Genomic DNA, 24,590 nt, shown 5'->3' on the forward strand with positions numbered 1-24,590 from the left:
GAAAAGAAATCCACTTTCCCAAAAGAACTATAACAGGAGTGTAAAATTAACGAAAATAAAAAGTTTCCCCTGCTTTCACAGGGGAGGGGATTATTTTCTCAGATTTAAGCGAGTAATCAAATTTTGATATCGCTTTGTATCAGTCGAATTGAGATAATCTAGAAGTTTTCGACGTTGCCCGACGAGCTTTAAAAGCGCTAACCGAGAACCGTGATCCTTAGGAGCTGTTTTAAGATGATCTGTGAGTTCCGTAATTCTTTCTGTCAGAATCGCGATTTGAACGTCGGCGGATCCAGTATCTTTTTCATGAAGCTGAAATTTCTTAGTGATTTCTTCTTTGGTGCCTTTATCTAATGACATCAGAAAACTCTCCTCGCGCAATTATAATATCTGCATACGATTATACGTTAAATGGCTTATTGAATCAATCCCAACTTTCTTTTATCCTCATTTGATAGGAGATATGGGCGTGAAAGAGAGTGATGAAGCGTATATGAGGCTTGCAATTCAGGAAGCAAAAAACGGTTTTGATAGGGGAGAAGTGCCTGTTGGAGCTGTACTTGTGTTTCAAAATCAAGTGGTTGCAGCTTTTTCAAATCAGGTGGAAAGTTTAATGGATGCCACAGCTCATGCAGAAATGCTGTGTTTAAAAAAGGGATTTTCTGTATTAAAAAATTGGCGTTTGATGGATTGTGTACTTTATACAACGCTTGAGCCTTGTCCGATGTGCGCAGGAGCTTTAATTTCATCCAGAATTAAAAGAGTGGTGTGGGGAGCGCCTGATCTTCGGCAAGGAGCGGGAGGAAGCTTAATTTCTCTTTTAGGACAAAAGCACCCCATTCACACAGTTGAGGTGAGCTCAAATGTTTTAGGAGAAGAGTCTTCCCATTTAATGAAGCTATTTTTTCAAAGGAGAAGAGCATGGAAAAAATCTTTAAAGATCTCATTGAACTCCAACACATAAAAGTGCGGGAATGCGCTCTTGCATTAATTCCTCACTTAACAGACGACGATCTTCTTCAGCCTAACGATTTCCCTGAGCTAGAAAACAACCCATACTTTCGGCATAATGAAGGGATTTTAGAAGGACTTCTGACAGCTAAGATGGCTTATCAGGTGTATCAAAAAGAACAAGAGGGAAATGTTTTTTGAGACTCATGAGTTCTAAAACCCTTAACTATAAGGGTCTGTGAAATGAAATTGAGAAATAGAGGATAAGAAAACCCATGATCAGTAAAGAAAAATGGGATGAGCTGAATCAAAGAATGGAAAAGCTTCAGATTAAAGAAGAAGATCTCACCGAGAAGTTTATTTTAGGGCAGGGACGCGGAGGGCAAAACCTTCAGAAAACCTCTTCTTGTGTCTATCTGAAACATAAACCCACCGGCATTGAAGTGAAATGTCAAAAAGAAAGATCGCGGGATATGAACAGGTTTTTTGCCCGTAGAGCTCTCTTGGAAAAAATTGAGACGGCTGTATTCAAAATTAAAACGGATCTACAGCAACTTGTAGAAAAGAAAAAGCGGCAAAAAAGAAGACGGTCCCGTAAGTCAAGGGCAAAAATGCTAGAAGGGAAAAAAATGCGGGGAGAAGTGAAGTCTTTAAGAGCTTCTCCCTCACTTTAAAGCGGGGTAGAAAGAGAGTAGAAGTTAAAGCTCTTAAAATAGGCTACTTTTCATCTCTTTTGATATCAGAGAGATCAATCCACTCTTTAATCTCTGGATCATCCCATATGGAAGGAGAAGTACGCTCCTCTAAGAGGATATCTTGCGTATCCTCAAGATCGTTATGCATTAAATAACTCCACGAATCGATGAAGGAAAACCCCTTTAGTTCACTTAAGCCCGGATTGACAATGATAGGTTCATTGGGGTGAATATTTGTCAGTAGCGGTTTTTGATGAGGTGTTTGAGCGGGTATGTAGAGATCGTTAAGATGAAGAGCAGATCCTGCACTTGCAATCATTTGATTCTCTTTTAAAATGATCCCTTCATCCATTCCTTTCGCTGTTTTATCTCCGGGATAGATATAAATAATATCTCCCACTTGAGACTGTTTTTCAGCCTCTTTTAAGGAATGAAAAGGAGCTGAAAAGGTTCCCTTGCTCTCCGTTCTCGCTTGGTTATTTACAAAGAGAAAATTCACAGGTGATTCGAGTAAACTATTTAAGGACACTTTTGTTCTTTTCTCTGTGTAAATAGGAATGATTTCTTGCCGGTAGATGGGAAGGGGCTTAAGTATTTTCTCACTGGAAGGCACCTGTTTTTTTCCTAAAGGAATCGATAAGCTAAGATACCCCCCTAAACGGGTGTGAAAGATAGGATCGTAGGTGATCTCTGATCCCATATGACAATAGGAGGTGAGCTCTAAATCAAAACGAGCTTTTACGCCGATACCATAGCCTGAGTAAATGGCATTGCTCTCTTCTTGAAAGAGATAGTAGGCACCTGTTGCGACATAAAGCTTTTGACTAAGCCTCTTGCCCATTTCTCCATCAATAGAAGGAAGCGAGGCGCTTAACCTTTGCTCAATGATAGCTTGATATCCATCAAATGATTCAAAAAATTTCTCTTGAAATTTCTGATTTCTTCCAAACGGTAAATAGCCATTACACCGAAGATCAAAAGATTTTCCTAGCCACTCTAATCCTCCTGAGAGTTGCTGAGCAAAAAAGATGGAATAGTTCCGAAAATCATAGAAAATATTCACGCCTATTTGAGAAGAGTCTTCAAAAAGAGAGTGTCTAAGCCCCATGCCTAAATTTCCAGCTGTATGGCCGTTATTAAAAAGATGCGCTCTTAGATTACATAATGTGGTAAGAGGCTCTTTGTCATAGGAAAAAAGGTAATCAAGTGTAGAATATCCGGTATCATAACCCACTCCTTCAGATTCTCTATGCCGCATAGAAAGAGTAGAAGACGAGGAACATTCAAGAGAAGAGAGGAGGAAAAAGCCTGTACATAGGCATAACAGTTTCATAAATTGCTTCTACCATTTTTATGACGAGAAACACAACTGATTTAAAAATATTGTATATTTTTCCTTAAAAAAAGAGATAGTATTTGCTAAAAAGAGATTATACGCATTTTTAGAGGAAAAACGAGCCAAGTTTTTTGGGCTTTAAGATCTGAAAATGATTGAAGGTGTCTAGGAGATAGTGAGGGGCGCCGGGTAATGTTTCCCCGTAAATCACAGAAGGCTTAACGTGTTTATTTTCATGAAGGGTAAATGTTGCTGCATTTTGTTTATAAATATAAATAGGTGATTGAAGAAGCTCAGACATCGCAGCATATTCAGGCTCCATTAGCTCAGCTGATGCATCTTGAGTAATTCTTTGGCACCTAGAGTAAATCGCACTTAGCTTGTTAGATAACGTATGATCTTCTGCAATTGCCCAGTGAAGAAGCTGTAAGGAGAGCTTTTTATCAGTCGTCAGGTCGTTAAAATCGGTGATCACTTCCACATAGTTAACATAAGTAGAGGCGTTTTTTTGGATGTATTCTGCGATCTGTTTCCGTTTATCTAAAATGGTACTACACCTTAGGGAGAGTTGATTTTCAAGCTCAGGAAATAGCGCTACTAGAAAGCAATTGCCGGGGAAAATCCAAGGGTCAGAAATATGAAATTCTTTTTCAATAAAAAGCCTATAATGCGATCCATCTAGATCATTTTTAATGGAAGATCGTCTAGATGAAATGAGTTCTGGAGTGACGCTTTTGGGCCGTGTTAGAGTATCTAATTGCTTGAGAAAGGCAGCGCAAAAAGGGTAATAATACTCTTTTTCTATCCACCTAGCAAAAGGGGCAAAATCAGGGCAGTCTTCCAGATCTTGCTCGGGAAACTCTTGCAAAAATTTTGCGATATGGAGCGGTTCATTTGTAATCATAGGGTCGTCTAAATAGTTTGTACTACTTAAGGGATTAGGAGTGAGTGATGATATCCATTTAAACTCGGAAAGATTAAGCGGTTCACAGTCAGCTCTAGGGGAAAAATCTAGCTGGTGATGAAAAAGATGAAGATAAGTTCCACTTACTCTAGCCGTTGAGAGAAGAGATACAATCAGCTGTTTACAAAGTTCTTTAGAAACATCAGAGTCATAGAGCGCTTCAATATCATGAGAGTGGATGAGCTTTTTAAGAATAAGAGGCTCTAAAGAGGCATAAAGGACCTTTTCAATAGAGATGAACGGCTCTTGAGTGGGAATAGGGTAACGACCAAATAGAGCAAAAGAGAGGCTGTAGAGCTCTGTTATGATCTGATAGAGATGATCATCAAGCTGCGTATCTTGATTGGAGAGGCATACATCAATGATTTGAGAAAGATCGTGATCACTGAGTTCAAGAAGAGCTCTTTTAAAAGAGAGGAAATCTCCTTGATGATGCTGATCATTTACCGCATCGTGACGAAATAGAGACTCTCCATTTTTTAACAAGATCTTTAAAGAGTTATAACATCTATCTCGGCTTCTTTCCCATGTAACATAAGGGTAACACCCTTCTGCAATGTAGCTTTGCTTAAAGAGAACAAGGGTTGTTAGAGTTCTAAGCGTTTGTTCATCAGCCTGAGGATAGTATTTTTGCACTGCCAAATAGTTTTGATAGATTAAAGAGGGAAGGTTTTTTATTTCAACCTGAGATAAAGCTTTTTTAACATTACTTATCACCAGATTTTGCTGAGAAGTTGAGGGAGGAGTGACTGAAGGAGGCTTTTGAAATAGTTTTTTTATGATAGGAAAAAGAGCTATACCAATCAAAGGGAGAGCAATCAGAGATATCTTTTGCCAGGTTGAGAGTCTTTTATGCATCTGGGAAAGCGAAGTAAAAGAGTGACTCCTTAAAGAGGAAAATATTTGGGAAATCATGGCCTAGCCTAGCTTTTTTCTTGAATCATGTTTTTATAAAGATCTAATAGCTTGATTTTAGCATTTAGTCCAGTTTATTTCTTTTAAAAAGTAATTATAAATGATCATCATCAATGAACTGTTTATTGAGAAGTTAAGCATTTGTAACCCAAATTATGGTCCTCAAGACTAAGTGAAAAAATCGGGATAATTTTGCTTTTTATTACGCATTTAAATAAGGGAAATTTGATGATAAATCTTTGAAAATCAGTGCGTTAATGGAATACATAAATCAAGAGACTACTTTTCATGACTCAGAGTAGAGATTTTCTTTTTTTCTTTACAAGATCTGTTAAATGGAGAAATATCTTACTTAAATAAAACCTCTAATCCGATGAGGTTCTAGCTTCAGTAGCGTTCAGTATAAACGACCTTTTTAAATAGAAAATTAAGGTCCACACTAAGAGGCGGTATTGTGAAAATAGTGGAGCGTAATGGATGGAGGCTACTTCTTGCCAAACTTTAATCAAAAAGCTCAATTAGAGTTTTTACTGCAAAAACAGCCAGCTCTTTATGGATGGAGAAATGCATACTCTAAATCTCTCCAAAAGACAACACTTACTCTCTTCAAAGATTATGAGTTAAGCTGCTTAATTTATCTATTTAAAGGCTCTTATAGAGAAAGTCTAAACTTGACAAGACATTCATCTTCTTTCATTCAAGATAGAGGTAAAAAGCTACTGACTTTTCAGGATCAAATTTTAAAAAACTCTCGTTTTTTCACAAGGAAAGTGAAGAAATCATCAACGCTATGGGGTGATGATAGCAATAGAGACATGAGAGATAGCTTTAAGTTCCCTATAGCATTAAACCCAAGGACCTGCATTTGTAGTTAAAACATAGAGAGATCAATCAAGATCAGGAGGATTTTATGTCACGTACAGTTGAAAGCCCAGCCTATACTCAAGCTCTTCAAACGCTTGAGGGTAAACTTCAAGCCTCATTAGAGAGCTTGGAAATGAAAAAAGTGATCAATTACCTAGCCACACTGCAATCGGCAGATTTATCTAATCCCTTTAAAGCTTTTCCAGTAGATCCTCAGCAAAATATTCACGTGAAAAATTTCATTGAGGAGATTGATCAATTAGCGAAAAATATTTTTAAGATGGCAGGTACACTTGCAGATGGAGCAGACCTTCAAGGGCAAAAGGTGTGTCAAGATTTACATAGAATATCTTATTCACTCTCTTATAGACACTACCAAATTGCATTTGATCGTTGCAAAAATCATATAGCGAATTTGAGAAATCCCTATTTAAAAAGGGATATCTTAAAAAAACTTCAAGAGTGTGAATTGACAAGCAATACTAATGAAAATGTGCGGGCATTTTCCTCTCTTTTATCCCTAACTTTACCAGAAGAAACAAGACGCTATTTACAGCAGTTTTCAGAAGATATTTCTCATTTTCTTTTCCATCCTTTCGCTAAAGAAGAAGACCATATTCTTAAAGTAAAAAAAGATATTACACAAATCATAGAAGCTGAATATCAAGAAAAAATCAGTACATGGGATGCATACAATTTATTTTTCAATCTTTTGCAAATCAAGATGTTAGGGAATGAAGCGGTTGAAAAAATCCACGCGTTGATTAATTCGGGAAATATTGACACTTTTAAAAGAGAAATAGAAGGGATACTTAAAGAAAATAGTATTGATAAAAATGAGCTAGAAAAAGAGATCAAGAAAACAAATTACCATAATATTGTCTCACTTCTCTCTCAGCTCATTAAGCAAAAACCGCTACAGAAAGAAGGGCTAGGAACTTACTGGAGTAAGCCTGCAGGATTTTTCTGCCCAAAAACATTGTATCTAACTGATCCTGAATCTTTAGAAACGCATAGCGGGACTATTTTAACCGCAAGAAAAACCCCAGCAGGAGGATGGCTTTTTGGACTGCATGATGGATCAGAGGTTCAGATTGAGGAAGATTATACAACTACCATTACTCAAAAGCATCGATACAAATTTTGGATGGCACTTATCAACCATACAATCAAAAAAGGAGATATGATCACATTAGAACAAGCTTCTGATAGACAAATGGGAGAGTGGCTATGCCCAGGGGACTATACAATTGCAAATATTCAGGAATTTCCTTCAAGTCTTGGGAAAGATCCTTATGTGGAAGTGCAACTCTTAGATACAGCAAGTCGTGAACTCATATACACCCTTCGTAGCTATTATCATGTAAAAGATCAGATGAGATATGATCACGGCATTTTGATTTATGGAACAAAAGATGGACGTTTCAGTCAATTATGGAAAAAATCCGTACCTACTGCCTATTTTAACGCAACCCATACAGCTATTCGCTCTCAAGTAAAGCACATTTTAGGTGTTAAAGAGAGCAATATTGATGATCAAATTATTATTAAAGATGAGCGGGATGAAAATAAAATTAAGCTGGCCCATTTAGAAGCTATTAAAAAGCAACAAGATGTCATCCGGGCAGAATTTCTTAAACCCGAAGGGTTGCAACTGCTGAACCTTTTACTGGATCACCTGGTCAGTCATCAGATGAAAACTATTGGAGAGAAAGGGATGCAAGATCTCGCTTCTCAAAGGCCAGATCTTAATGAGTTTTTAAATGATATGTCTAAGCAGTATAGTAAACACCTAAGTATTCAATGCTCTCCTGAAAAAATTTTAAAAAGAGTCGTTAAAGAAGCCAACTACGCACTTCTTGTTGATAAAAACCAAAGTGTAGTTGTTTCTAAGACCATGAAACTCCTGAAAGATGCGTATAAACACCTAGATAAGATCAAAGATCAAAATGTCGTTTTCTTCTTAGGAAATACAGGAGCCGGTAAGAGCGCAGCCATTAGTTACTTTCTTGGCGCAGAAATGGAAGTGTTTATTAATCATGTTGGAGATGAAGTCATTCGGATCAAAGAGAGCCAAGAGGAAGATGAACCACTCATGGATTATCCAACCATTGGGCAGTCACTAGGAGAATCAGAAACACTCTATGCCAAGGGATATCCTGCAAAAAATAGAGATTATGTCTTAGGGGATTGTCCTGGATTTAATGATACAAGGGGGGGGGACTTTGAGCTTTGCACAAACCTAAGCATTGATCAAGCCATTGATCAATCAAAATCGGTTAGATCCATTGTCATTACAGTGCCTATCCATGCATTTTTAGTGGATAGAGCCAACGCGCTCATTGAGCTTGTTGAAACGATTCGAGAAAAATTTACAGATGCTTTTGACCCCGCAAAAGCCAAGATTAATTCTAATTTTTTCTTATTGATTACAAAAAAAAATCAAGTCGGAGAGGAAGTTGTTAAAAATATCCGGAATGGCAACCGGATTAAAGAGCTTTGGAATGAGTCAGATAAAAGGCTGGATAGTTTAATGAAAGAGAGTCAAGCAGGGGGCTGTGTTGATGAATTTGAATTAAAAAGTATTCAGCGGAGAAAAGATATTTGGCATGCATTAAGGCTCATGCATGACAAGGGGCAGATTGATCTTCTCGATGTAGAAGATACGTTTGAGAGAGATCAATTACTCCATAAATATACCACAGCTCCAACTGCTCAAGTTGATAAAGGGCGGTATGTCAAGGCGATGCAAAGTCAAGATATGCAGATGAAAATGGGAAAATATATCGAAATGTCCACACATACATGGACTCATTTGATTCTTAAGCCGTATCTTAATACCCTTCCTGGAGTGATTCAAAAATTTCATGAAGAACTTTATATGAAAGAAGAGAAAGTTACCCTTTTAGAGGAGGCGAAAAAAGAAAGAGGAATCAGAATTCATCAACTGATAGAAATGGAAAAAAAACTTGCGCATTTAATTGATCAATTAGAGACAGCTAAAGAGAATGGCTCTTCTTTAGAAGATTCTATGCTACAAGAAGAGCTGGAATCAAAACTTCAGCTCATTAATGATCAAAATGCGTTACAAATTGAAGGCCAGCACGCAAAGGTTGCTCAAAACCTTATAACTAAACAAGAAGAGTTAGAGGGAATTAAAAAAGAAATTAACCATGTTGAATCTTTAATTGCTGCAAAAAAATATCAGGTAGAAGTATTACAAAAAGAGATTGTGAACTTATCACACGGGTCTATTACAAAGGCATTATGGGAAACTTCCTATGTCTGGGGCCAAACATTGAATCTAGTTTCTTATGTCAGCGAAGCTGTAAAACAAAGAGCTTTTAATGAGATACGGCATTCTTTACCAGGAGAAGTGACAGAATATCCTGTGACAAATACCACTGATTATAGAGGAAGAATGGGTGAAATTGCATTAATTGAAAAAGAGTACCGTGTAGTTCCTAAAGATGCATCTATGCAAGCTGATTTTATGAAGGCATTAGCCCCTGTTGGGAGCTCTTTAACAGCAAGTGGAGGCAAATTTACAGCGGTTGTTGAAGGAAATAAGTTTAGTATAGATTTAGGGCGAAGAGTGTCTCCCGATGGAAAAAAAATGATCTATAGCTTTAAGACAGAGTGGGATGGAATAACTCTACCGTGGATTAAAATTACGCATACTATTCCAAATGCCGATTTTCATGAAGCTGCGATTACAAATAAAGAGAGTGAGATAGGGGCCTTAACTCGAGAGATTGAGGAAAAGCAAAAAGTATTACATGGAAATAAAGCTCGAGGCATCAATTTATTTATGATAGGAGCCAGAGGGATGATTGATAAGAAAGATCATCTAATTACTCAAATTACTATTTTAGAAAAAGAAGAGCAAACCTTAAGTCAGGAGAAGGCACGTGCTAAGAATGTCATTACAAGCTCAATTGAAGAAATTCAAAGAGCTAAGCAAGAAGAACTAGAGTCAAAAATTCAAGAAAGAGAACGTGAAGAGAGTTCTAAAGCCATTGAAATAGAAATGAGTCATATTCAACATGAAATAGAAGATATTGAGAACAATATCAGGATGAAGGAAAAAGAGAAGAGAAATTTTGCAATCATTGTGAAGAGTCAAGGAGAAACTGCTAAGCTTCTCCGGGAATTTTCTAATTTAATATCTCATAAAAAGATATTATCTGAAAATAAAGAGAGCCTTGTAACTGCATGTGAGGAGTTCAAGGTACTTTATGATCAAAATATTCATCATTTAGAATCAGAGTGGAAGAAAGATCTCAATTTTTCTTCAACTTGATTTAAGTAAAATAATATAGGGGATAAAAGGAGATGATCATCTCTTTTTATCCCCATTTTTTTATGTCTTATGATAACCAAGTTTGTGATGAGCTGTGAAAAAATAGTGACTAGAGCAAGGGTATACCTTGACTAACAGATTAAATTAATGCCAAGCAGAAAAGTATTTAAACAAAGAGACATGAGCTAAGAAGGCTCATATAATTTTTTAAAGAAATTGTTGTAAAAAAATTCAATGACCTCATCTATTTAAAAATAAAAGAGGCCATTGAAAGGAACTTAAGCTATTAGCAAGAGATTAGTCTTGTCTTCTTGGCTTATCTCCAAAAGGACGGCGTGGTCTATCTCCAGAAGAGTTATCTCTTTGGTTAAATGATCTTTCAGGTCTATCTCCAAAAGAACGACGAGGACGATCACCAAAAGAGTTATCTCTTTGACCAAATGATCTTTCAGGTCTATCTCCGAAAGGACGACGAGGACGATCACCAGAAGAGTTATCTCTTTGACCAAATGATCTCTCAGGTCTGTCTCCAAAAGGACGGCGCGGTCTATCACCAAAAGAGCTATCTCTTTGCCCAAATGATCTTTCAGGTCTATCTCCGAAAGAACGACGTGGTCTATCTCCAGAAGAGCTGTCTCTTTGTCCAAATGATCTCTCAGGACGATCTCCAAAAGGACGGCGAGGACGATCTCCAGAAGAGCTATCTCTTTGACCAAATGATCTTTCAGGTCTATCTCCAAAAGGACGGCGTGGCCTGTCACCAGAAGAGCTATCTCTTTGCCCAAATGATCTCTCAGGTCTATCTCCAAAAGGACGGCGAGGACGATCATTAGAAGAGTTATCTCTTTGATCAAATGATCTCTCAGGTCTATCTCCAAAAGGACGGCGAGGACGATCTCCAGAAGAGCTATCTCTTTGTCCAAATGATCTCTCAGGACGATCTCCAAAAGGACGGCGAGGACGATCTCCAGAAGAGCTATCTCTTTGACCAAATGATCTTTCAGGTCTATCTCCAAAAGGACGGCGTGGCCTGTCACCAGAAGAGCTATCTCTTTGCCCAAATGATCTTTCAGGTCTATCCCCAAAAGGACGACTTGGTCTGTCACCAGAAGAGCTATCTCTTTGACCAAACGATCTTTCAGGTCTATCTCCAAAAGGACGGCGAGGACGATCATTAGAAGAGTTATCTCTTTGACCAAACGATCTTTCAGGTCTGTCTCCAAAAGGACGGCGAGGACGGTCATTAGAAGAGTTATCTCTTTGACCAAACGATCTTTCAGGACGATCTCCGAAAGGACGGCGTGGTCTATCATTAGAAGAGCGATCTCTTGGAGCAAATGATTTGTCACCAAAACGTCTAGCAGGACGGTTACCTGAAGGGGCAGCTTTTGAAACAGCTGGCTGATCATCATCAGATTCATCATCATCAGAATCATCGGATTCATCTGTATCAAAGTCATCATCAGAGTCATCATCTAATAGATGCGCTAAAGAGTCATCTTGTACATCAGAAGAGTGTTCTGATTGATCAGTAGATTCATGAGCTAAAGAGTCTTCTTTTGAAGTAGAAGATTGCTCTAATTGAACATCATCTGATTGCTCAGTTTGATCATTCAATGCATCTTCATGAGAAGATGATGTGTAAGAGTCAGCATCAGAAGAATGCTCTTCTGATTGTGGTGACTCTTCTTGTGTGTTTCGAGCGTAGGAGGCTGAAGTGCCGCCGGCTTCAAGTAAGTGAACAAAAATATCCATACCACCATTTACAATAGGAACAGGTTGAGTAAATCTTCCTGGGAATTTTCCCGGAAGCTTTCTAAGAGGGCTCAAGATCGCTGCATGAGCCTGTCCTTGACACGTTGTTTCTAAGAAACGTGCTAAGGCTATATAAGGATCTGTATTGGATTGCATTCTAACTCCGTAAGGAGGATTAGTTACAACCAAAGTTGGGATCACAGGGAGTCTGAGGAAACGGATATCACTATGTTGAAAATCTGCAGCAAGATTTGTGGCCCGCTGTGTAGAACGGCACACTTCAACTGTTTTAAGATCACGGTCACTTCCAAAGATAGAAAAAGGTTTTAAAGGGACTCTTTTTGCTTCAAGAGAGAGGAGATATGCATCCCAAGCTGCTTGAGAAAAGAGAGGGTGTTTAAAAAAGCCCCACGATTTACGGAAATAGCCAGCTGGCGTATGTGTGGCCATTAAGCTTGCTTCCCAAAGAATAGTTCCTGATCCGCAATAAGGATCACATAAGATGTCATCTGCTGTATAACGGCTCATCTTTAAAAGAGAGGCAGCTAGTGTCTCTTGAAGAGGAGCTTGAACAGAGGCTGCTCTATAGCCGCGTTTAAAAAGAGGGGCGCCAGAGGTATCAAAACTAATGGTAGCTTTATCTTTAAAGATAAAGAGATTAAATTGAACAGCTGGATCTTGTAAATCAACAGAGGGGCGCTCTCCTACTTTATCTCTAAAGTAGTCACAAATGGCATCTTTCACAACAAGCGCTGCAAAGTGGCTATGACGAAACCCTTCATTATCTGTCACATTCGCATCTACAGCAAAGGTGGTCTCAGGAGTTAGCCACTCGTCCCATTCAATTGAGAGCGCTTCTTCATAAAGCGTCTCACGGTCTGTGCAGGTAAAGCTTTTTAAAGGCCATAATACACGTGTTGCAAGATGGCTTTCCATATTAATACGGTAGACGTTTTCCATGGAAAGGGGAGCCGATGCGCCTCTTGGCCAAACTCTAGCTTCGATATTTAAGCTGTTAAGCTCTTCTGTAAGAAGCGCTTCAAGTCTTGGTGGACATGAAATAAATAAATGCATAGATCCAGTAAAATTTAAGGTTAATTATGATAAAAAAGAATCACATCGCCGTCTTGAACGATATACTCTTTTCCTTCAGCTCTTGCTTTTCCAGCTTCTCTTGCGTTAACGCGCCCTTGATAGGTGACCATATCAGTAAAAGAAACCACTTCAGCTCGGATAAATCCTTTTTGGATATCCGAGTGGATTTTGCCTGCAGCTTCTTGCGCTGTCATCCCTTTTAAAATCGGCCAAGCTCTTGTTTCAATTTCACCTGTTGTGATGTAGGTGATCAGTCCTAGTGTAGAAAATGCTGAACGAATCAGTCTTGTAAGCCCTGTTTCTTTAATCCCTAAAGAAAGCAGATACTCTTCTGCATCTACAGGAGATAACTGAGAGAGCTCTTCTTCAAGTTTTGCGCAAATAGGGATCACACTTGCCCCATCTTGCTCTGCATACTTTTGCACAGCACGGACAAGATCATTTTCCATCGAAGGAAGAGAGGTTTCATCCACGTTTGCCACATACACAATCTTTTTCGAGGTTAAAAAGGCATACGTGTGAATATGTTTAATCTCTTCTTCTGTCCCTTTAAAAGCTCTAAGAGGAAGGTTATTATTCAGGTGGATAAGAGCCTTTTGCAGAGTTGCATGCACATCGATGAGTTCTTTTTTGACCTTCATCTGCTTTTCAAGCTTGGGCAAAATATTATCAATCATTTGAATGTCAGATAAAATGAGCTCCATATTAATCACTTCAATATCTAAGAGGGGATTAACATTGCCTGCAACGTGAATCACATCAGGATCTTCAAAGCATCTGACCACTTGAACAATCGCATCGGTTTCCCGGATGTTGGTGAGAAATTGGTTACCCAGCCCCTCTCCAACAGATGCTCCTTTCACAAGACCTGCAATATCGACAAAGGTGACAGAAGCGGGTATGATTTTTTTACTCGAAGAAATCTTAGAGAGTTCTTGAAGACGGCAGTCGTCTACTTCGACAACTCCAATATTGGGATCGATTGTACAAAAGGGGTAGTTAGCAGCAGCTGCAGCCATTTTTTTAGTAAGCGCGTTAAAGAGGGTCGATTTCCCTACGTTAGGCAGTCCTACAATTCCACAAGAAAGACCTGTCATGAATGCATTCCTTTTAGATGGGGTTTTTGCCACCACCATCGTTGATTGTGTTGATAAGGGGTGTCATCAATAGCCATTTTTTTGCCATCAAAGACCGATAAGTTAGACCCTATGTGTAAAGTTAAGAGGGGGTCATAGGTCATTCAAAAGAACCTGGAGGATACAAAAGCTCTCCTCTCACGCTATCTATAATATGAAACTCTCCGCATCTTAACCTTCTCAGCTCAAGTAAATGAGCTCCGCATCCTAATAACTGCCCTAAATCGTGAGCAATAGATCTAATGTAGGTTCCTTTAGAACAGGTAATATGCAAAGAGAGGTGAGGGTAGTTATACTCTAGGAATACTGTTTTAACCGTGACAAAAGAGGCAGGTCTTTTAATTTCAATCCCTTGCCTAGCTAGCCGGTAGAGCCTTTTCCCTTGAACCTTTTTTGCAGAAAACATCGGCGGTGTTTGCTGAATGGTCCCTTGAAATTGTAAGAGCATTTCTTGAACTCTCTCTAATGAGGGGATGACATCTGAAAGGGAAGTGACAGCGCCATCTCTATCATAAGAGTCTGTTGAAACACCTAAGGTTAACGTCGCTTCATACTCTTTTTCTTGGGCAAGAAGCTGATCTGAAAGCGTTGTAAATTCTTTCCCAATTAAAAGGATCATCAGCCCTGTTGCAAAAGGGTCTAAGGTTCCTGTATGGCCAATCTTTTGCACACCCGTTTTTTTTCTTAAAGCAGAAACCAAGCTAAAAGAGGTTTTTCTTGTTGGTTTATCGACAAGTAAAAGCCCTTTTAGAAGAGGATTAAGCGTCAAATCGGTCAGTTTCAGGGGCTCGGTGAGTTTGTTCTTCATTAATTTTTTGTAAGAGTTCATGGACACGCATTTCATGCTCGATCGTATCATCAATATAAAATCTGAGAGAGGGGAAATTACGGATCACAATTTGTTCAGCAGCTAAAGAAGAAATAAACCCTGCAGCAGATTGCAGGGCTCTTAATGTCTGTTTTTTTTCTTCTGGCGTGCCTAAAAGACTAATATACACCCTTGCTTGGCGTAAATCTCTTGCAACATCAACCTTTTTTACAGTGACTAAACGGCTCACCTTAGGATTGCGGACATCTCTCATGATCACTTCAGCAATCACTTGTTTAAGAAGAGAATTTAGACGGTCAATACGATCAATCATGTTTAAAGATCCGGTGTAAAGTAGGTAATTTCATAAGCCTCAAGGATATCGCCTTCTTTGAAATCGTTAAAGCCTTGCAATAAGATTCCACATTCATGCCCTTTAGACATTTCTTTCACATCTTCTTTCACCTTTTTAAGAGATGCTAAAGTGCCTTGCCAGATCATCTGCTGATTACGCATCAGTTTCACTTGGCAACCCCGTTTGATAGTCCCTTCAGAAACTTGGCTACCTGCAATGTTTCCAATCTGTGAAGATTTAAAGACAGCTTTAATTACTGCTTGACCAATTGCATTTTCTTGAGCCACTTTATCTAAGAGTCCAATCATGAGCTCTTTTACATCATCGACTGCATGATAAATAATATCGTGCAGCTTCACTTGAACTCCAAGCGCCTTAATTAAAGGCTCTGCATGCGATTCAATAGGGGTGTGAAAGCCTAGTATTGTACATTTCATGGCTGAGGCGAGTTGAATATCAGATTCTGATATTTCACCGACTGCTGCAGATACAATATTTACTTCCACTTTAGAAGAGACGATTTTCATTAAAGAGTGCTTAAGCGCTTCTAAAGAACCTTGAACGTCTGCTCTTAACATGAGAGGAAGAACTTTCTTCTCTTGTTTTTGGATCTGTTGAGACAGAAGATTTTCTAATCCGCCCCGTTTTGCTTGAAGAGCTGTATGCTTTTTCTGGATCGCCCGTTTTTCTGAAACTTCTCGTGCTTCTTTTTCATTCTTAACCACAATAAAATCACTGCCAGCTTCTGGAAGTCCAGAAAGACCTGTAATTTTGACAGGGGTAGAAGGAGGAGCACTTTCAATGAGCTGATCGTGTTCATTATGCATGGTTTTGACTCTTCCCCAATGATCTGCAAAAACAATCGCATCTCCAATATGGAGCGTTCCGTTTTGAACAAGAACGGTTGTCACAGATCCCAGCCCTTTATGCATTTCAGATTCAATGACAGAGCCTCTAGCCCGTGTATTAGGGTTGGCTTTTAGCTCAAGAATCTCAGCTTGAAGAGCGAGCATTTCTAATAGAGTAATAATACCTTCACCTGTCACTGCAGAGCAGTTAATTGTAATGGTTTGACCGCCCCAAGCTTCAGGAAGGAGATTTTTTTCTGCAAGCTGCCGGTAGATTGTCTCTGGATCAAAGCTTGGCTTATCGCACTTGTTAATCGCTACAACAATGGGAACATTTGCAAGCTGTGCTTGTTCAATGGCCTCAACCGTTTGTGTTTTAATCCCTTCATCTCCTGCAATCACAAGAACGACAATGTCAGTTACTTCTGTTCCTCTAGAGCGCATTGCAGAAAACGCTTCGTGGCCTGGAGTATCTAAGATCGTGAGATCTCCTTGACTCGTATGGCACTTAAAGGCTCCAATGTGCTGAGTAATAGCTCCAGCTTCATGAGCAACAACGTTTGTTTTACGGATCGCATCAATTAAGCTTGTTTTACCGTGGTCAACGTGTCCCATAAAGGTGACAACAGGACTTCTATAGATGAGCTCTTCATCAGGGGTTTGTGCAATCTCTTGCTTAATGGTTTGATCTGTAATCTGTAGCCGTTTTTCTTCAGAAGTATCAATGGTGATATCACACTCAAAATCACTTCCGAGAAGTTGAATGGTTGTTTCATCATCTAAGTAGTCGTTTAAAGTCAAAACAACCCCTTTCATAAAGAGATTGGATAGTAGCTGTGACGCTTTTAACTTCATCTCAGAAGCGAGATCTTTAATGCTGATTGGAAGCCGGATTGAGAGGTGTTTTGGTCTAATGACTTCTTCTGCATCTAAATAACGGGATTTAAATGACCGTCCTTTACGGCGTCTCCATCCCTCATCATTCTCATCTCGAAGACCTTGCCGATCTCTAGAATCAAATCCTCTTTCAAGTTCTGGTTTTTTGTTCGCCTTATCTTTATCTTTTAATAAAGTTTTGTGCTTAGGATCGTCAATCCGAGGAGGTCTTGAAGTGGGAAGATTTTTAGGAATGGGGGTAAGTCCAAACCGAGGAGCGCCAGGTGTGTAAGGGCCTCTTCGAACAGGAGATCCAGATCCCATTCCAGGTCTTGGCGTAAATCCTGATGACGGAGCATTAGATCTTGGAGTGTAGGGTCTTTGACTCGTTCCTTGTCCAAATCTAGGCCCTGAAGCTCCTGAAGAGTATCCTCCTGTCCTTGGCGTGTAAGGAGCTCTTGGTCTATCAGAAGAGTAGCCACTTGTTCTTGGAGTATAAGGAGGTCTTGCAGCATCTGATGAGTAGCCACTTTGCCTTGGAGGGTAAGCTGGATTTGCAGATCTTGGGCTATCTGAAGAGTACCCACTTTGTCTTGGCCTATCAGAAGAATATCCGCCGGTTTTTGGGCCATCAGAAGAATAGCCCCCCGTTCTTGGAGTATAGGCAGGTCTTGGTCTATCTGAAGGAGCGTTTCCTTGTCTTTGCTGATAAGAAGAAGGGTGAGAGGGTCTTGAGCTATCAGAAGAGTGTCCGCTTTGTCTTGGAATGTAGGGTCCATTTGCAGGTCTTGATGCATCAGAAGAGCTCTGCTCAGATCTTGGCGTATAAGAAGAGGGTTGACGCGGAGTGTAAGAAGAAGATCTTACTCTATCTGAAGAGACGTTTCCTTGTCTTGGCTGATAAGAAGAAGGGTGAGTCTGTCTTCCTGAAGAAGAGCTTTGATCTTGTCTTGGAGTATAGGCAGGTTTTGAGTATCTGGGTCTTTCTTCTGAAGAGTAAGTATTTCCATCCACATCTGATGGCTCTTTTGAGAAGCCTCTTTGAGGCGTAGAAAATTTAGGTCCTAAAGGACGAGGATTTGCCTCTGTATACTTAGGTCCTAATACAGGTTGAGTGGGTACTGATTGAGCTGGCGCCTCTTTAATAGCCTCTTGACTCTCTTTTACAGGAGCTGGCTTTTTAACAATCGGAGGAAGAAGCTGGGCATGCGGTTGAGAATTTGCTAAGGGCTTGACAACTTTAGGCTCAGGTTTAGGCTGAGGGGCAGCAGGGATCACTGGATCAATAGCTGGCGCTAGCGAACCTTCTTGAGCAGGCTTTGCCCCCGTTTTTTGGGGTTCTGTAGGTTCGCTTTTGTTAAATTTTTTAAGCGCCTCAGCAAGCTGAGCGTTTTTTACTGTAATTTTCAGGTTTTTAGCCAAGTTTTAGCCCTTTTTTCTTATAAATCTCATCTAATACTTTCATTGCCATATCCAGACTGATTCCTGGAATTTGGGAAAGTTCTGCAGCTGTTGTACTTAAGATCTTACGCGGTGTATCATATCCTGCAGAAATCAAGCTTTCAATAATCAAAGAGCTCATCCCTTCGATGTGAAGTGTTTCATCAAGAGAAACATCTTCTGATAAAGCCAGTTGCTGACGTTGGATGGATCCTAGCTGCTCGTAATCGCTCACTTTTTGAATCTGGAGTTCTGCTTCAATCAGTTGTCCATTTAAATGCGCGTTCATTCCTCGTTTCCCCAGCACAGCTGGGTAGTTTTCATCATCAACAACGACGAAAAAGGTGGACTCATCTTCACTGATTTCAATTTTACGCGGTTCAATAGGAGCTAAAGCACTTAATAAAAGCTGAATACGGTCGTCTGAATAAGGAATAATATCAATTTTTTCGTTATTTAGCTCTCGAATAATATTTTTTACACGGCTTCCCCGGACTCCCACACAAGCTCCTACAGGGTCAACTTTAGAGTCAGAAGAGGAGATCACAAGTTTTGTTCTGTAACCTGCATCACGTGCCATTTTCTCAATATTGACAGTGCCATCTTTGAGTTCAGGCACTTCTTGTAAAAAGAGTTGTCTCACAAATTCGGCATGGCTTCTACTTAAGACAACCTCAGCGCCGCCATTATCTGTATCGTGCACTTCAAATAAAAGCGCTTGAACACGGTCTCCAACGTTGTATTTTTCTGTTTTAGGGTAGAAGCAATCAGGAAGAATCCCTTCTACTTTTCCAAGGTCAATAATCAGTGTTGCCCCTCGAACAATCCGTTTAACAGTTCCAGAAATAATTTTATTGATGCGATGGCGGTATTCTTCATAAATCACATCACGTTCCGCAGAACGGAGTTTTTGAGCAATAATTTGCTTAGCTGTTTGAGCGGCAATCCGTCCAAAATCTTGAGGAGTGCAGCTGATATCAATCCATTCACCAAGTTCTGCGTGTGGATAAAGAACTTTAGCCTCTTGAAGGGAAATTTCTTCTTCAGGAATCGTCACTTTTTCGACAACTTCTTTTTGCGCAGAGACTTCAATATTTCCGTTTTTAGGATTGATATGAACGGTAATGTTGATTAATCCTTTAACACTTTTACGTGCGGCTGTAAGCAGCGATTCTTCAATAGCAGCAATAATCACATCACGTTTAATGCCTTTTTCACGCTCAAGATATTCAAAAATAGCGAGTAAGTCTTTATTCATTTTATTACCTTATTAAATTATGCAATAACCTTCGCTTAAAGCGAAGGTTATTTTATAGTGTATCACACGATATTGAGAAAAATTAGCTAATGTCTTCTTCAGCTGTTTTTTCTTTTGTTTTCTTCTTAGTGGTGCGTTTTTTCTTTTCACCAACCACAATATCATCATGATTTTCTTGATTTTGTTCGATGAGATATTCTTTAATAGAAAGAGAAATCTTTTTATGCTCAGGATCAACTTTAATGACCTTTGCTGTGATTTCGTTTCCTTTAGAAATAACTTCTTCGATCTTACCAAAAGGTTGATCTGAGATCTCTGTTACGTGGATGAGTCCTTCAAGATGCTTGTCGAGCTCAACAAAAGCTCCAAAAGCTGTGATCTTAGAAACAACACCGTGAACAAGAGAACCGATAGGCATAATTTTTTCAATATTTTCCCATGGATTTTCTGTCAGTTGCTTGATTCCTAAAGTGATTTTTTTGCTTTCTTTATCAACAGATAAAATAATTGCATCCACTTTATCCCCTTTCTTAAAGATCTCTGAAGGGTGAGACACTTTTTTGATCCAGCTTAAATCAGAGATATGAATCAATCCATCAATACCAGGTTCTAGTTCTACAAAAGCGCCGTAGTTTGTTAAATTACGGATTTCAGCAGACACACTTGAATTGATGGGGTATTTATCATCAATTTCGTCCCATGGATTTTTTTCGAGTTGTTTCATTCCCAGAGAAATTTTTCCTTCCTCTTTTTGAACAGACAGCACGAGAGCTTCAACAACGTCCCCTTTTTTGACCATTTCGCTAGGTTCGTTGATGGTTTTTGTCCAAGACATTTCTGACACATGGATAAGACCCTCTACACGTTGAAGACCTGGAATCTCTGTTTCAATTTCTAAAAAAGCTCCGTAAGGAACTAAGCTAGAAATCATCCCTTTCACGTGAGTTCCAATCGGAAATTGCTTTTCGATATCTTCCCATGGATTGCTCTCTTTTTGTTTCATTCCAAGAGCCACACGTCCTTTTTCAAGGTCGACATGGAGGATTAAAACTTCAAGTTCATCACCCACTTCAATGCCCATCTCAGAAGGGTGTTTAATCCGCTTCCATGTCATATCTGTGATGTGAAGAAGACCGTCAACACCGTTGATATCTAAGAACACTCCGAAGTCTGTAATATTTTTTACAGTTCCATGACGGATTTCGCCTTCTTGGAAGTTTTCGAGCATTTCCACTTTTTTAGAAATTCTCTCTTCTTCTAGAAGTTCACGTCTGGAGATGACAATATTTTTGCGATCGGTATTAATTTTTAAGATTTTGAAGTCATAGATATGATCAATGTACTCATCAAGATTTTTAATCCGTTTATTGTCGATTTGAGAGCCTGGAAGGAATGCTTCTACTCCAATATCTACCATCAGACCGCCCTTCACCTTACGAAGAACTTTTCCTGTAACAATCGAACCTTCTGTGCAATTGTGGACAATATTTTCCCACTGGCGTAAACGGTGTGCTTTATCACGAGAGAGCACAATCTGTCCGTCTTCACCTTCAGTTTGCTCCAAAAATACCTCAACAGTGTTGTCGAGAACAATTTCTGCAGCATCTGAGAATTCGCTCATGGGAACAAGTCCTTCTGACTTAAGCCCCACATCGATAACAACAAAGTCTTTAGTGATCTCAACGATACGTCCTTTAAGAACATATCCTGAGCCTAGTGAAGCTAGGGGGTTTCCGCTATCTTTTTTAGTTTGTGTTGAGAAAAGCTTTTTAAAAGCTGCAGCGTCTTCCTCATGATAATCAACATCATCAATGATGTTACTTGAATTCCAATCGTGTTTTAGTTTGGACATGCTAATCCAGTTTCTCCCATAATAATACGATCATGTTGGCTCAAATTTTTTTTCTTTTTAACTCCTGAAAAATGAAGGAATAGAAAAGTGGAAAAGAAGACCAACAAAGTGTTAATCAAGAGAAAGATAGCAAATCATTGAAAATTGGAGCAAGAAACAAACACAGAAGAGATGAATTAAAAAAATGTTGATACCATAAAACCGGATATTCGGGGATTTTATAGGAAAATCAACGATTTTAAGGGGCAGTTTCACCTGAGTTGTTTTTTAAATAGGAATAGACAGCATGAAGTGATGGGGAAGAGGGGCTAAAGGTGCATAACGTGATATCTGCCTGAGGAAAGAGTTCTACATCTAGAGGCTCTTTTGTCACCACTAAAATGGTGTGTTTATGAAGATCTATGATTTGATCAATCACTCTTTTTTGCTCTAGGTTTTTCCAGGCCCCCACGCTAAAAATGACAAGCGTGTCAGATGCTTCTATCTCATTAATTAAAATTTCAATATTGCTATCTAAAGAGTCTTGAGAAAAAAATAGTAACTTAGCTGATTTTCCAAGGTGAGAAAACGGCTCTTTAACGAGGGATTTTTCTAAGCTTAAAGGAGCGATAAAGGCGATATTTTTTTGAGAAAGGTCTTTTAAAAGTATAGGATTATCTTTAACGATTTTTAATGCCTTAGCGCTAATTTTTCTAGCTACTTTTTGATGCTTTTGAAGATTGTTAAAATCAAGAGGGGGTTTTTCTCTAGCAGCCTCTTTTAAAAAGAGGCATTTTTTTTTGAGAGATAAGACGTTTGCTACGGCTTCATTAAGTCTATCTTCAGAGATTTGTCCTTGTTCAACAGCTTGAACTAGTTCTTCATGAATGATTTTGAGTGTTTCAAAGTGCGTAGAGCCTTGAATGGTGCCTTGAGCAAGATGCCTTCCTCCTAAGCATAAAAGATCACAGCCTGCATTGATCGCTTGAATAGAGGCCTTTATAACGTCGCCTTCACACTGTTTTAAAACCCCTTGCATCGCAAGCGAGTCTGTAATGATGGTCCCTTTAAAATGGAGCTCATCTCTTAAATACCTTAAAGCTTTCGGTGAAAGCGTTGCGCACCGCGCATCATCTAAAGCAAGATGCAAGATATGAGCTGTCATGATCGCATCTGTTTTATGTGCAAGATGTGTAAAAGGAGAAAGCTCTTCTTCTTGAAGCTCTTTAAGAGATTTGTCTGTAAAGGGAAGATCGTAATGAGAGTCAACCGTGACAGATCCATGCCCGGGATAATGTTTAAGACACGTCGCTAATCCTGCTTGATGAAACCCTTTAAGAGCTTTTTTTCCATAAGAGATCACTTCAAAAGGTGTAGATCCAAAGGAGCGAAGTCCAATGACGGGATTGGTAGGATGGGTGTTAATATCGACAACAGGCCCTAAGACAAGATTAATTCCCACTTCTTGCATCTCTCTTCCCATACAATAGGCACTTTCCCAAGCAAGAGAGGGGTTTCCTGTCATTCCTAGCGCTTTATTTCCAGGAAAAAGGGTAAAACCTTCAGAGAGCCTTGTGACAAGGCCTCCTTCTTGATCTATAGCAATGAGAAGGGGGATAGAGAGTCTTGTTGTATGAGCAATCTGTTGAAGATCTTCACTTAATTTTTTAACTTGGAAAGGGCTACTCAGTTCATTAGACCAGTTGTAGTAGATGATCGATCCTATATGCGTTTTTTGAATGAGAAGCTTAGCCTCTTCATTCACACAGCTCCCTTGAAAATGGACCATAAGAATTTGCCCCACTTTTTCTTCTAGAGTCATCTCTTCTAAAATAGAGGGCTCAAAAGAAAAAAGAGAGGGGGCGAATTGCAGAAAAAAGAGCGTGATCCATAAACGCATGTTTAACCTCTTAAATCAAGGATTATAGGGGTATCTTTTTTATTCGTATAGTTTTTGTATTCCCTAAAATGGATACGTAGGCAAGTAGAATGTAGGCTTATATCTATCAGGAAATAGAGGTAGGGGAGAGTTTTTTCATAGATATATTCTTGAAAAATAGAGATATGCATAAGGAAGAAGAGGTTTTTAGAAGGGGAGATTTTAAAAGAGAGTTTTTTGAAGAAGTTAAGAAACTCCGGATGTAAGATTCGAACTTACGACCAATGGATTAACAGTCCACTGCTCTACCGCTGAGCTAATCCGGAATAAGAAAAACATAGTAAGCTTTTTAAGGATTTAAAAGCAATCATTCGTCGCAAAAAAGAGAGTTTTTTCTTTTTAGGAGAAGATCTACTTCTCACAGGATGGCTTTTCTTCCCCAAAAGAGGGGTGAAAATCAGCCTCTCTATCAGGAGGCGTTGAAGAGGCTATCCGTTCAAACTCCTCAAGGGTTTCTGCTGTGAAGAGGTTTTTTAAAGGGCTGAGGGTCTCTTTAAGAGCTTTAGAAGGGGTTTTGAGAAGAGATTCCACGACTCCTTTAAGATTTTCTTTAATAAATATTTGCTTTACTGCTTGCCCTAAGGTGGAACTGAGCAGTTGATCACTAAGACTTGTTCCCTCTGTATTAATGGAGTTCAGAGTGATTTGAGGGATGGTTTTAAGTTTTTTTGATTTGCCCTCTTTTTGGTAGTAAAGCTCTGTTTGAATATCTTGAATCACCATCTTTTTAATCATCAGAGATCTGCTGTCTTGAGAAGTAGATGGCTCCTCTATATCTGGCTGCATGTTAGAAAAAAGAGCGCTCCAGTTCCCTTCAGTCGAGTGAAGAGAGTCAAACTCGAGGGAGAGATAAATGTGGCTTAATGTGATTTGTTCAATCACAATATGCTTTTTCAAGAGCCGTGTAAAAGGAGTTTGAAAGATAGCCTCTTTACAAGAAAAAGCTAAGGGAAGAGTGTATTTTTCTGGATTATGCAGTTTAAAATCTCTTAGAGAGAGCTGATTATAAGAAAGATGAAGAGATCCAATCTCTACCTGAACTCCTAGCTGATGAGACAAGGTTTTTGCTAAGAAAGCAGGAGCTTTAATCCAGAGAAAAGAAAGGGTTGATAGGAGGAGGATGAAGAATAGGGTAATCACTTTAAAAGGTACTCTCATGCACCTATCTATAGATGATTGAGCTGATTATTGCAATGAGAGGGCATAAAAAAAGGCACTTTT

The 24,590-nt window shown here is 39.2% G+C and carries 17 protein-coding genes and 1 tRNA gene; 4 read left to right on the plus strand and 14 right to left on the minus strand.

Annotated features, from left to right (window positions below; genetic code table 11):
* Window positions 1-90: 90 nt before the first annotated feature.
* Window positions 91-360: a 30S ribosomal protein S15 gene (gene rpsO, locus ACI7T6_RS01715; RefSeq protein ID WP_404665870.1), complete on the minus strand. Its 270-nt coding sequence runs from the start codon at window positions 358-360 to the stop codon at window positions 91-93.
* Window positions 361-463: 103 nt separating this feature from the next.
* On the opposite strand from rpsO, the gene tadA reads away from it, so the two are divergent.
* The 3 genes from tadA to ACI7T6_RS01730 all read left to right on the plus strand — a co-directional run bounded on the left by tadA (window position 464) and on the right by ACI7T6_RS01730 (window position 1,625).
* The gene (tadA, locus tag ACI7T6_RS01720; protein ID WP_404665871.1) at window positions 464-964 is read left to right on the plus strand and encodes a tRNA adenosine(34) deaminase TadA; all 501 of its coding nucleotides are present in this window, start codon (window positions 464-466) and stop codon (window positions 962-964) included.
* Entirely contained in the window at window positions 922-1,152 is a 231-nt protein-coding gene (locus ACI7T6_RS01725; protein WP_404665872.1) for a hypothetical protein, read from the plus strand. Before tadA ends, ACI7T6_RS01725 begins: the two co-directional genes overlap by 43 nt.
* Window positions 1,153-1,226: 74 nt before the next feature.
* Window positions 1,227-1,625: a peptide chain release factor family protein gene (locus ACI7T6_RS01730; protein ID WP_404665873.1), complete on the plus strand. Its 399-nt coding sequence runs from the start codon at window positions 1,227-1,229 to the stop codon at window positions 1,623-1,625.
* Window positions 1,626-1,668: 43 nt separating this feature from the next.
* Here ACI7T6_RS01730 and ACI7T6_RS01735 read toward each other — a convergent pair whose 3' ends face one another.
* Both ACI7T6_RS01735 and ACI7T6_RS01740 read right to left on the minus strand, forming a co-directional pair.
* Window positions 1,669-2,979 carry an inverse autotransporter beta domain-containing protein gene (locus tag ACI7T6_RS01735; protein ID WP_404665874.1) on the minus strand — a complete coding sequence of 437 codons (1,311 nt, stop codon included), beginning with the start codon at window positions 2,977-2,979 and terminating at the stop codon, window positions 1,669-1,671.
* Window positions 2,980-3,088: 109 nt separating this feature from the next.
* On the minus strand, window positions 3,089-4,861 hold the full coding sequence (locus ACI7T6_RS01740) for a hypothetical protein (protein WP_404665875.1): 1,773 nt from the start codon (window positions 4,859-4,861) through the stop codon (window positions 3,089-3,091).
* A 910-nt stretch (window positions 4,862-5,771) separates the two neighbouring features.
* On the opposite strand from ACI7T6_RS01740, the gene ACI7T6_RS01745 reads away from it, so the two are divergent.
* Window positions 5,772-10,028: a hypothetical protein gene (locus ACI7T6_RS01745; protein WP_404665876.1), complete on the plus strand. Its 4,257-nt coding sequence runs from the start codon at window positions 5,772-5,774 to the stop codon at window positions 10,026-10,028.
* Between the two features lie 297 nt (window positions 10,029-10,325).
* Here the strand turns inward: ACI7T6_RS01745 and ACI7T6_RS01750 are convergent, their stop codons facing one another.
* The 11 genes from ACI7T6_RS01750 to ACI7T6_RS01800 form a co-directional block, all read right to left on the minus strand.
* On the minus strand, window positions 10,326-12,857 hold the full coding sequence (locus ACI7T6_RS01750; protein ID WP_404665877.1) for a THUMP domain-containing protein: 2,532 nt from the start codon (window positions 12,855-12,857) through the stop codon (window positions 10,326-10,328).
* A 20-nt stretch (window positions 12,858-12,877) separates the two neighbouring features.
* Window positions 12,878-13,975, minus strand: coding sequence for a redox-regulated ATPase YchF (gene ychF, locus ACI7T6_RS01755; protein WP_404665878.1), 1,098 nt, complete (start codon window positions 13,973-13,975; stop codon window positions 12,878-12,880).
* Window positions 13,972-14,118, minus strand: a complete 147-nt coding sequence (locus ACI7T6_RS01760; RefSeq protein ID WP_404665879.1) for a hypothetical protein — start codon at window positions 14,116-14,118, stop codon at window positions 13,972-13,974. Before ACI7T6_RS01760 ends, ychF begins: the two co-directional genes overlap by 4 nt.
* The gene (truB, locus tag ACI7T6_RS01765) at window positions 14,115-14,822 is read right to left on the minus strand and encodes a tRNA pseudouridine(55) synthase TruB (protein ID WP_404666121.1); all 708 of its coding nucleotides are present in this window, start codon (window positions 14,820-14,822) and stop codon (window positions 14,115-14,117) included. The genes ACI7T6_RS01760 and truB overlap by 4 nt, the downstream gene beginning before the upstream one ends.
* Complete coding sequence (rbfA, locus tag ACI7T6_RS01770) at window positions 14,773-15,156, minus strand: 30S ribosome-binding factor RbfA (protein ID WP_404665880.1); 384 nt, start codon at window positions 15,154-15,156, stop codon at window positions 14,773-14,775. Before rbfA ends, truB begins: the two co-directional genes overlap by 50 nt.
* Window positions 15,157-15,158: 2 nt before the next feature.
* Window positions 15,159-18,323 (minus strand): translation initiation factor IF-2, encoded by a 3,165-nt coding sequence (gene infB / locus ACI7T6_RS01775; RefSeq protein ID WP_404665881.1) that lies wholly within the window; start codon window positions 18,321-18,323, stop codon window positions 15,159-15,161.
* Window positions 18,316-19,599 carry a transcription termination factor NusA gene (gene nusA, locus ACI7T6_RS01780; RefSeq protein ID WP_404665882.1) on the minus strand — a complete coding sequence of 428 codons (1,284 nt, stop codon included), beginning with the start codon at window positions 19,597-19,599 and terminating at the stop codon, window positions 18,316-18,318. The genes infB and nusA overlap by 8 nt, the downstream gene beginning before the upstream one ends.
* An 82-nt stretch (window positions 19,600-19,681) precedes the next feature.
* Entirely contained in the window at window positions 19,682-21,451 is a 1,770-nt protein-coding gene (gene rpsA, locus ACI7T6_RS01785; RefSeq protein ID WP_404665883.1) for a 30S ribosomal protein S1, read from the minus strand.
* A 238-nt stretch (window positions 21,452-21,689) separates the two neighbouring features.
* Window positions 21,690-23,330, minus strand: a complete 1,641-nt coding sequence (nagZ, locus tag ACI7T6_RS01790; RefSeq protein ID WP_404665884.1) for a beta-N-acetylhexosaminidase — start codon at window positions 23,328-23,330, stop codon at window positions 21,690-21,692.
* A gap of 233 nt (window positions 23,331-23,563) precedes the next feature.
* Window positions 23,564-23,635, minus strand: a tRNA-Asn gene (locus tag ACI7T6_RS01795).
* Between the two features lie 85 nt (window positions 23,636-23,720).
* Window positions 23,721-24,527 carry a hypothetical protein gene (locus ACI7T6_RS01800; RefSeq protein WP_404665885.1) on the minus strand — a complete coding sequence of 269 codons (807 nt, stop codon included), beginning with the start codon at window positions 24,525-24,527 and terminating at the stop codon, window positions 23,721-23,723.
* Window positions 24,528-24,590: the final 63 nt, after the last annotated feature.

This window comes from Rhabdochlamydiaceae symbiont of Dictyostelium giganteum (assembly GCF_964291045.1).
Taxonomy (GTDB): Bacteria; Chlamydiota; Chlamydiia; order Chlamydiales; family Rhabdochlamydiaceae; genus PALSA-1444.

Coding starts and splice junctions, on each gene's coding strand:
- rbfA (WP_404665880.1), bottom strand. CDS start 15,156: ATGATTGATCGTATTGACCGTCTAAATTCTCTTCTTAAACAAGTGATT.
- nagZ (WP_404665884.1), bottom strand. CDS start 23,330: ATGCGTTTATGGATCACGCTCTTTTTTCTGCAATTCGCCCCCTCTCTT.
- rpsA (WP_404665883.1), bottom strand. CDS start 21,451: ATGTCCAAACTAAAACACGATTGGAATTCAAGTAACATCATTGATGAT.
- ACI7T6_RS01760 (WP_404665879.1), bottom strand. CDS start 14,118: ATGACCTATGACCCCCTCTTAACTTTACACATAGGGTCTAACTTATCG.
- ACI7T6_RS01730 (WP_404665873.1), top strand. CDS start 1,227: ATGATCAGTAAAGAAAAATGGGATGAGCTGAATCAAAGAATGGAAAAG.
- tadA (WP_404665871.1), top strand. CDS start 464: ATGGGCGTGAAAGAGAGTGATGAAGCGTATATGAGGCTTGCAATTCAG.
- ACI7T6_RS01750 (WP_404665877.1), bottom strand. CDS start 12,857: ATGCATTTATTTATTTCATGTCCACCAAGACTTGAAGCGCTTCTTACA.
- ACI7T6_RS01735 (WP_404665874.1), bottom strand. CDS start 2,979: ATGAAACTGTTATGCCTATGTACAGGCTTTTTCCTCCTCTCTTCTCTT.
- ACI7T6_RS01800 (WP_404665885.1), bottom strand. CDS start 24,527: ATGAGAGTACCTTTTAAAGTGATTACCCTATTCTTCATCCTCCTCCTA.
- ACI7T6_RS01740 (WP_404665875.1), bottom strand. CDS start 4,861: ATGATTTCCCAAATATTTTCCTCTTTAAGGAGTCACTCTTTTACTTCG.
- ychF (WP_404665878.1), bottom strand. CDS start 13,975: ATGACAGGTCTTTCTTGTGGAATTGTAGGACTGCCTAACGTAGGGAAA.
- ACI7T6_RS01725 (WP_404665872.1), top strand. CDS start 922: ATGGAAAAAATCTTTAAAGATCTCATTGAACTCCAACACATAAAAGTG.
- rpsO (WP_404665870.1), bottom strand. CDS start 360: ATGTCATTAGATAAAGGCACCAAAGAAGAAATCACTAAGAAATTTCAG.
- nusA (WP_404665882.1), bottom strand. CDS start 19,599: ATGAATAAAGACTTACTCGCTATTTTTGAATATCTTGAGCGTGAAAAA.
- ACI7T6_RS01745 (WP_404665876.1), top strand. CDS start 5,772: ATGTCACGTACAGTTGAAAGCCCAGCCTATACTCAAGCTCTTCAAACG.
- truB (WP_404666121.1), bottom strand. CDS start 14,822: ATGAAGAACAAACTCACCGAGCCCCTGAAACTGACCGATTTGACGCTT.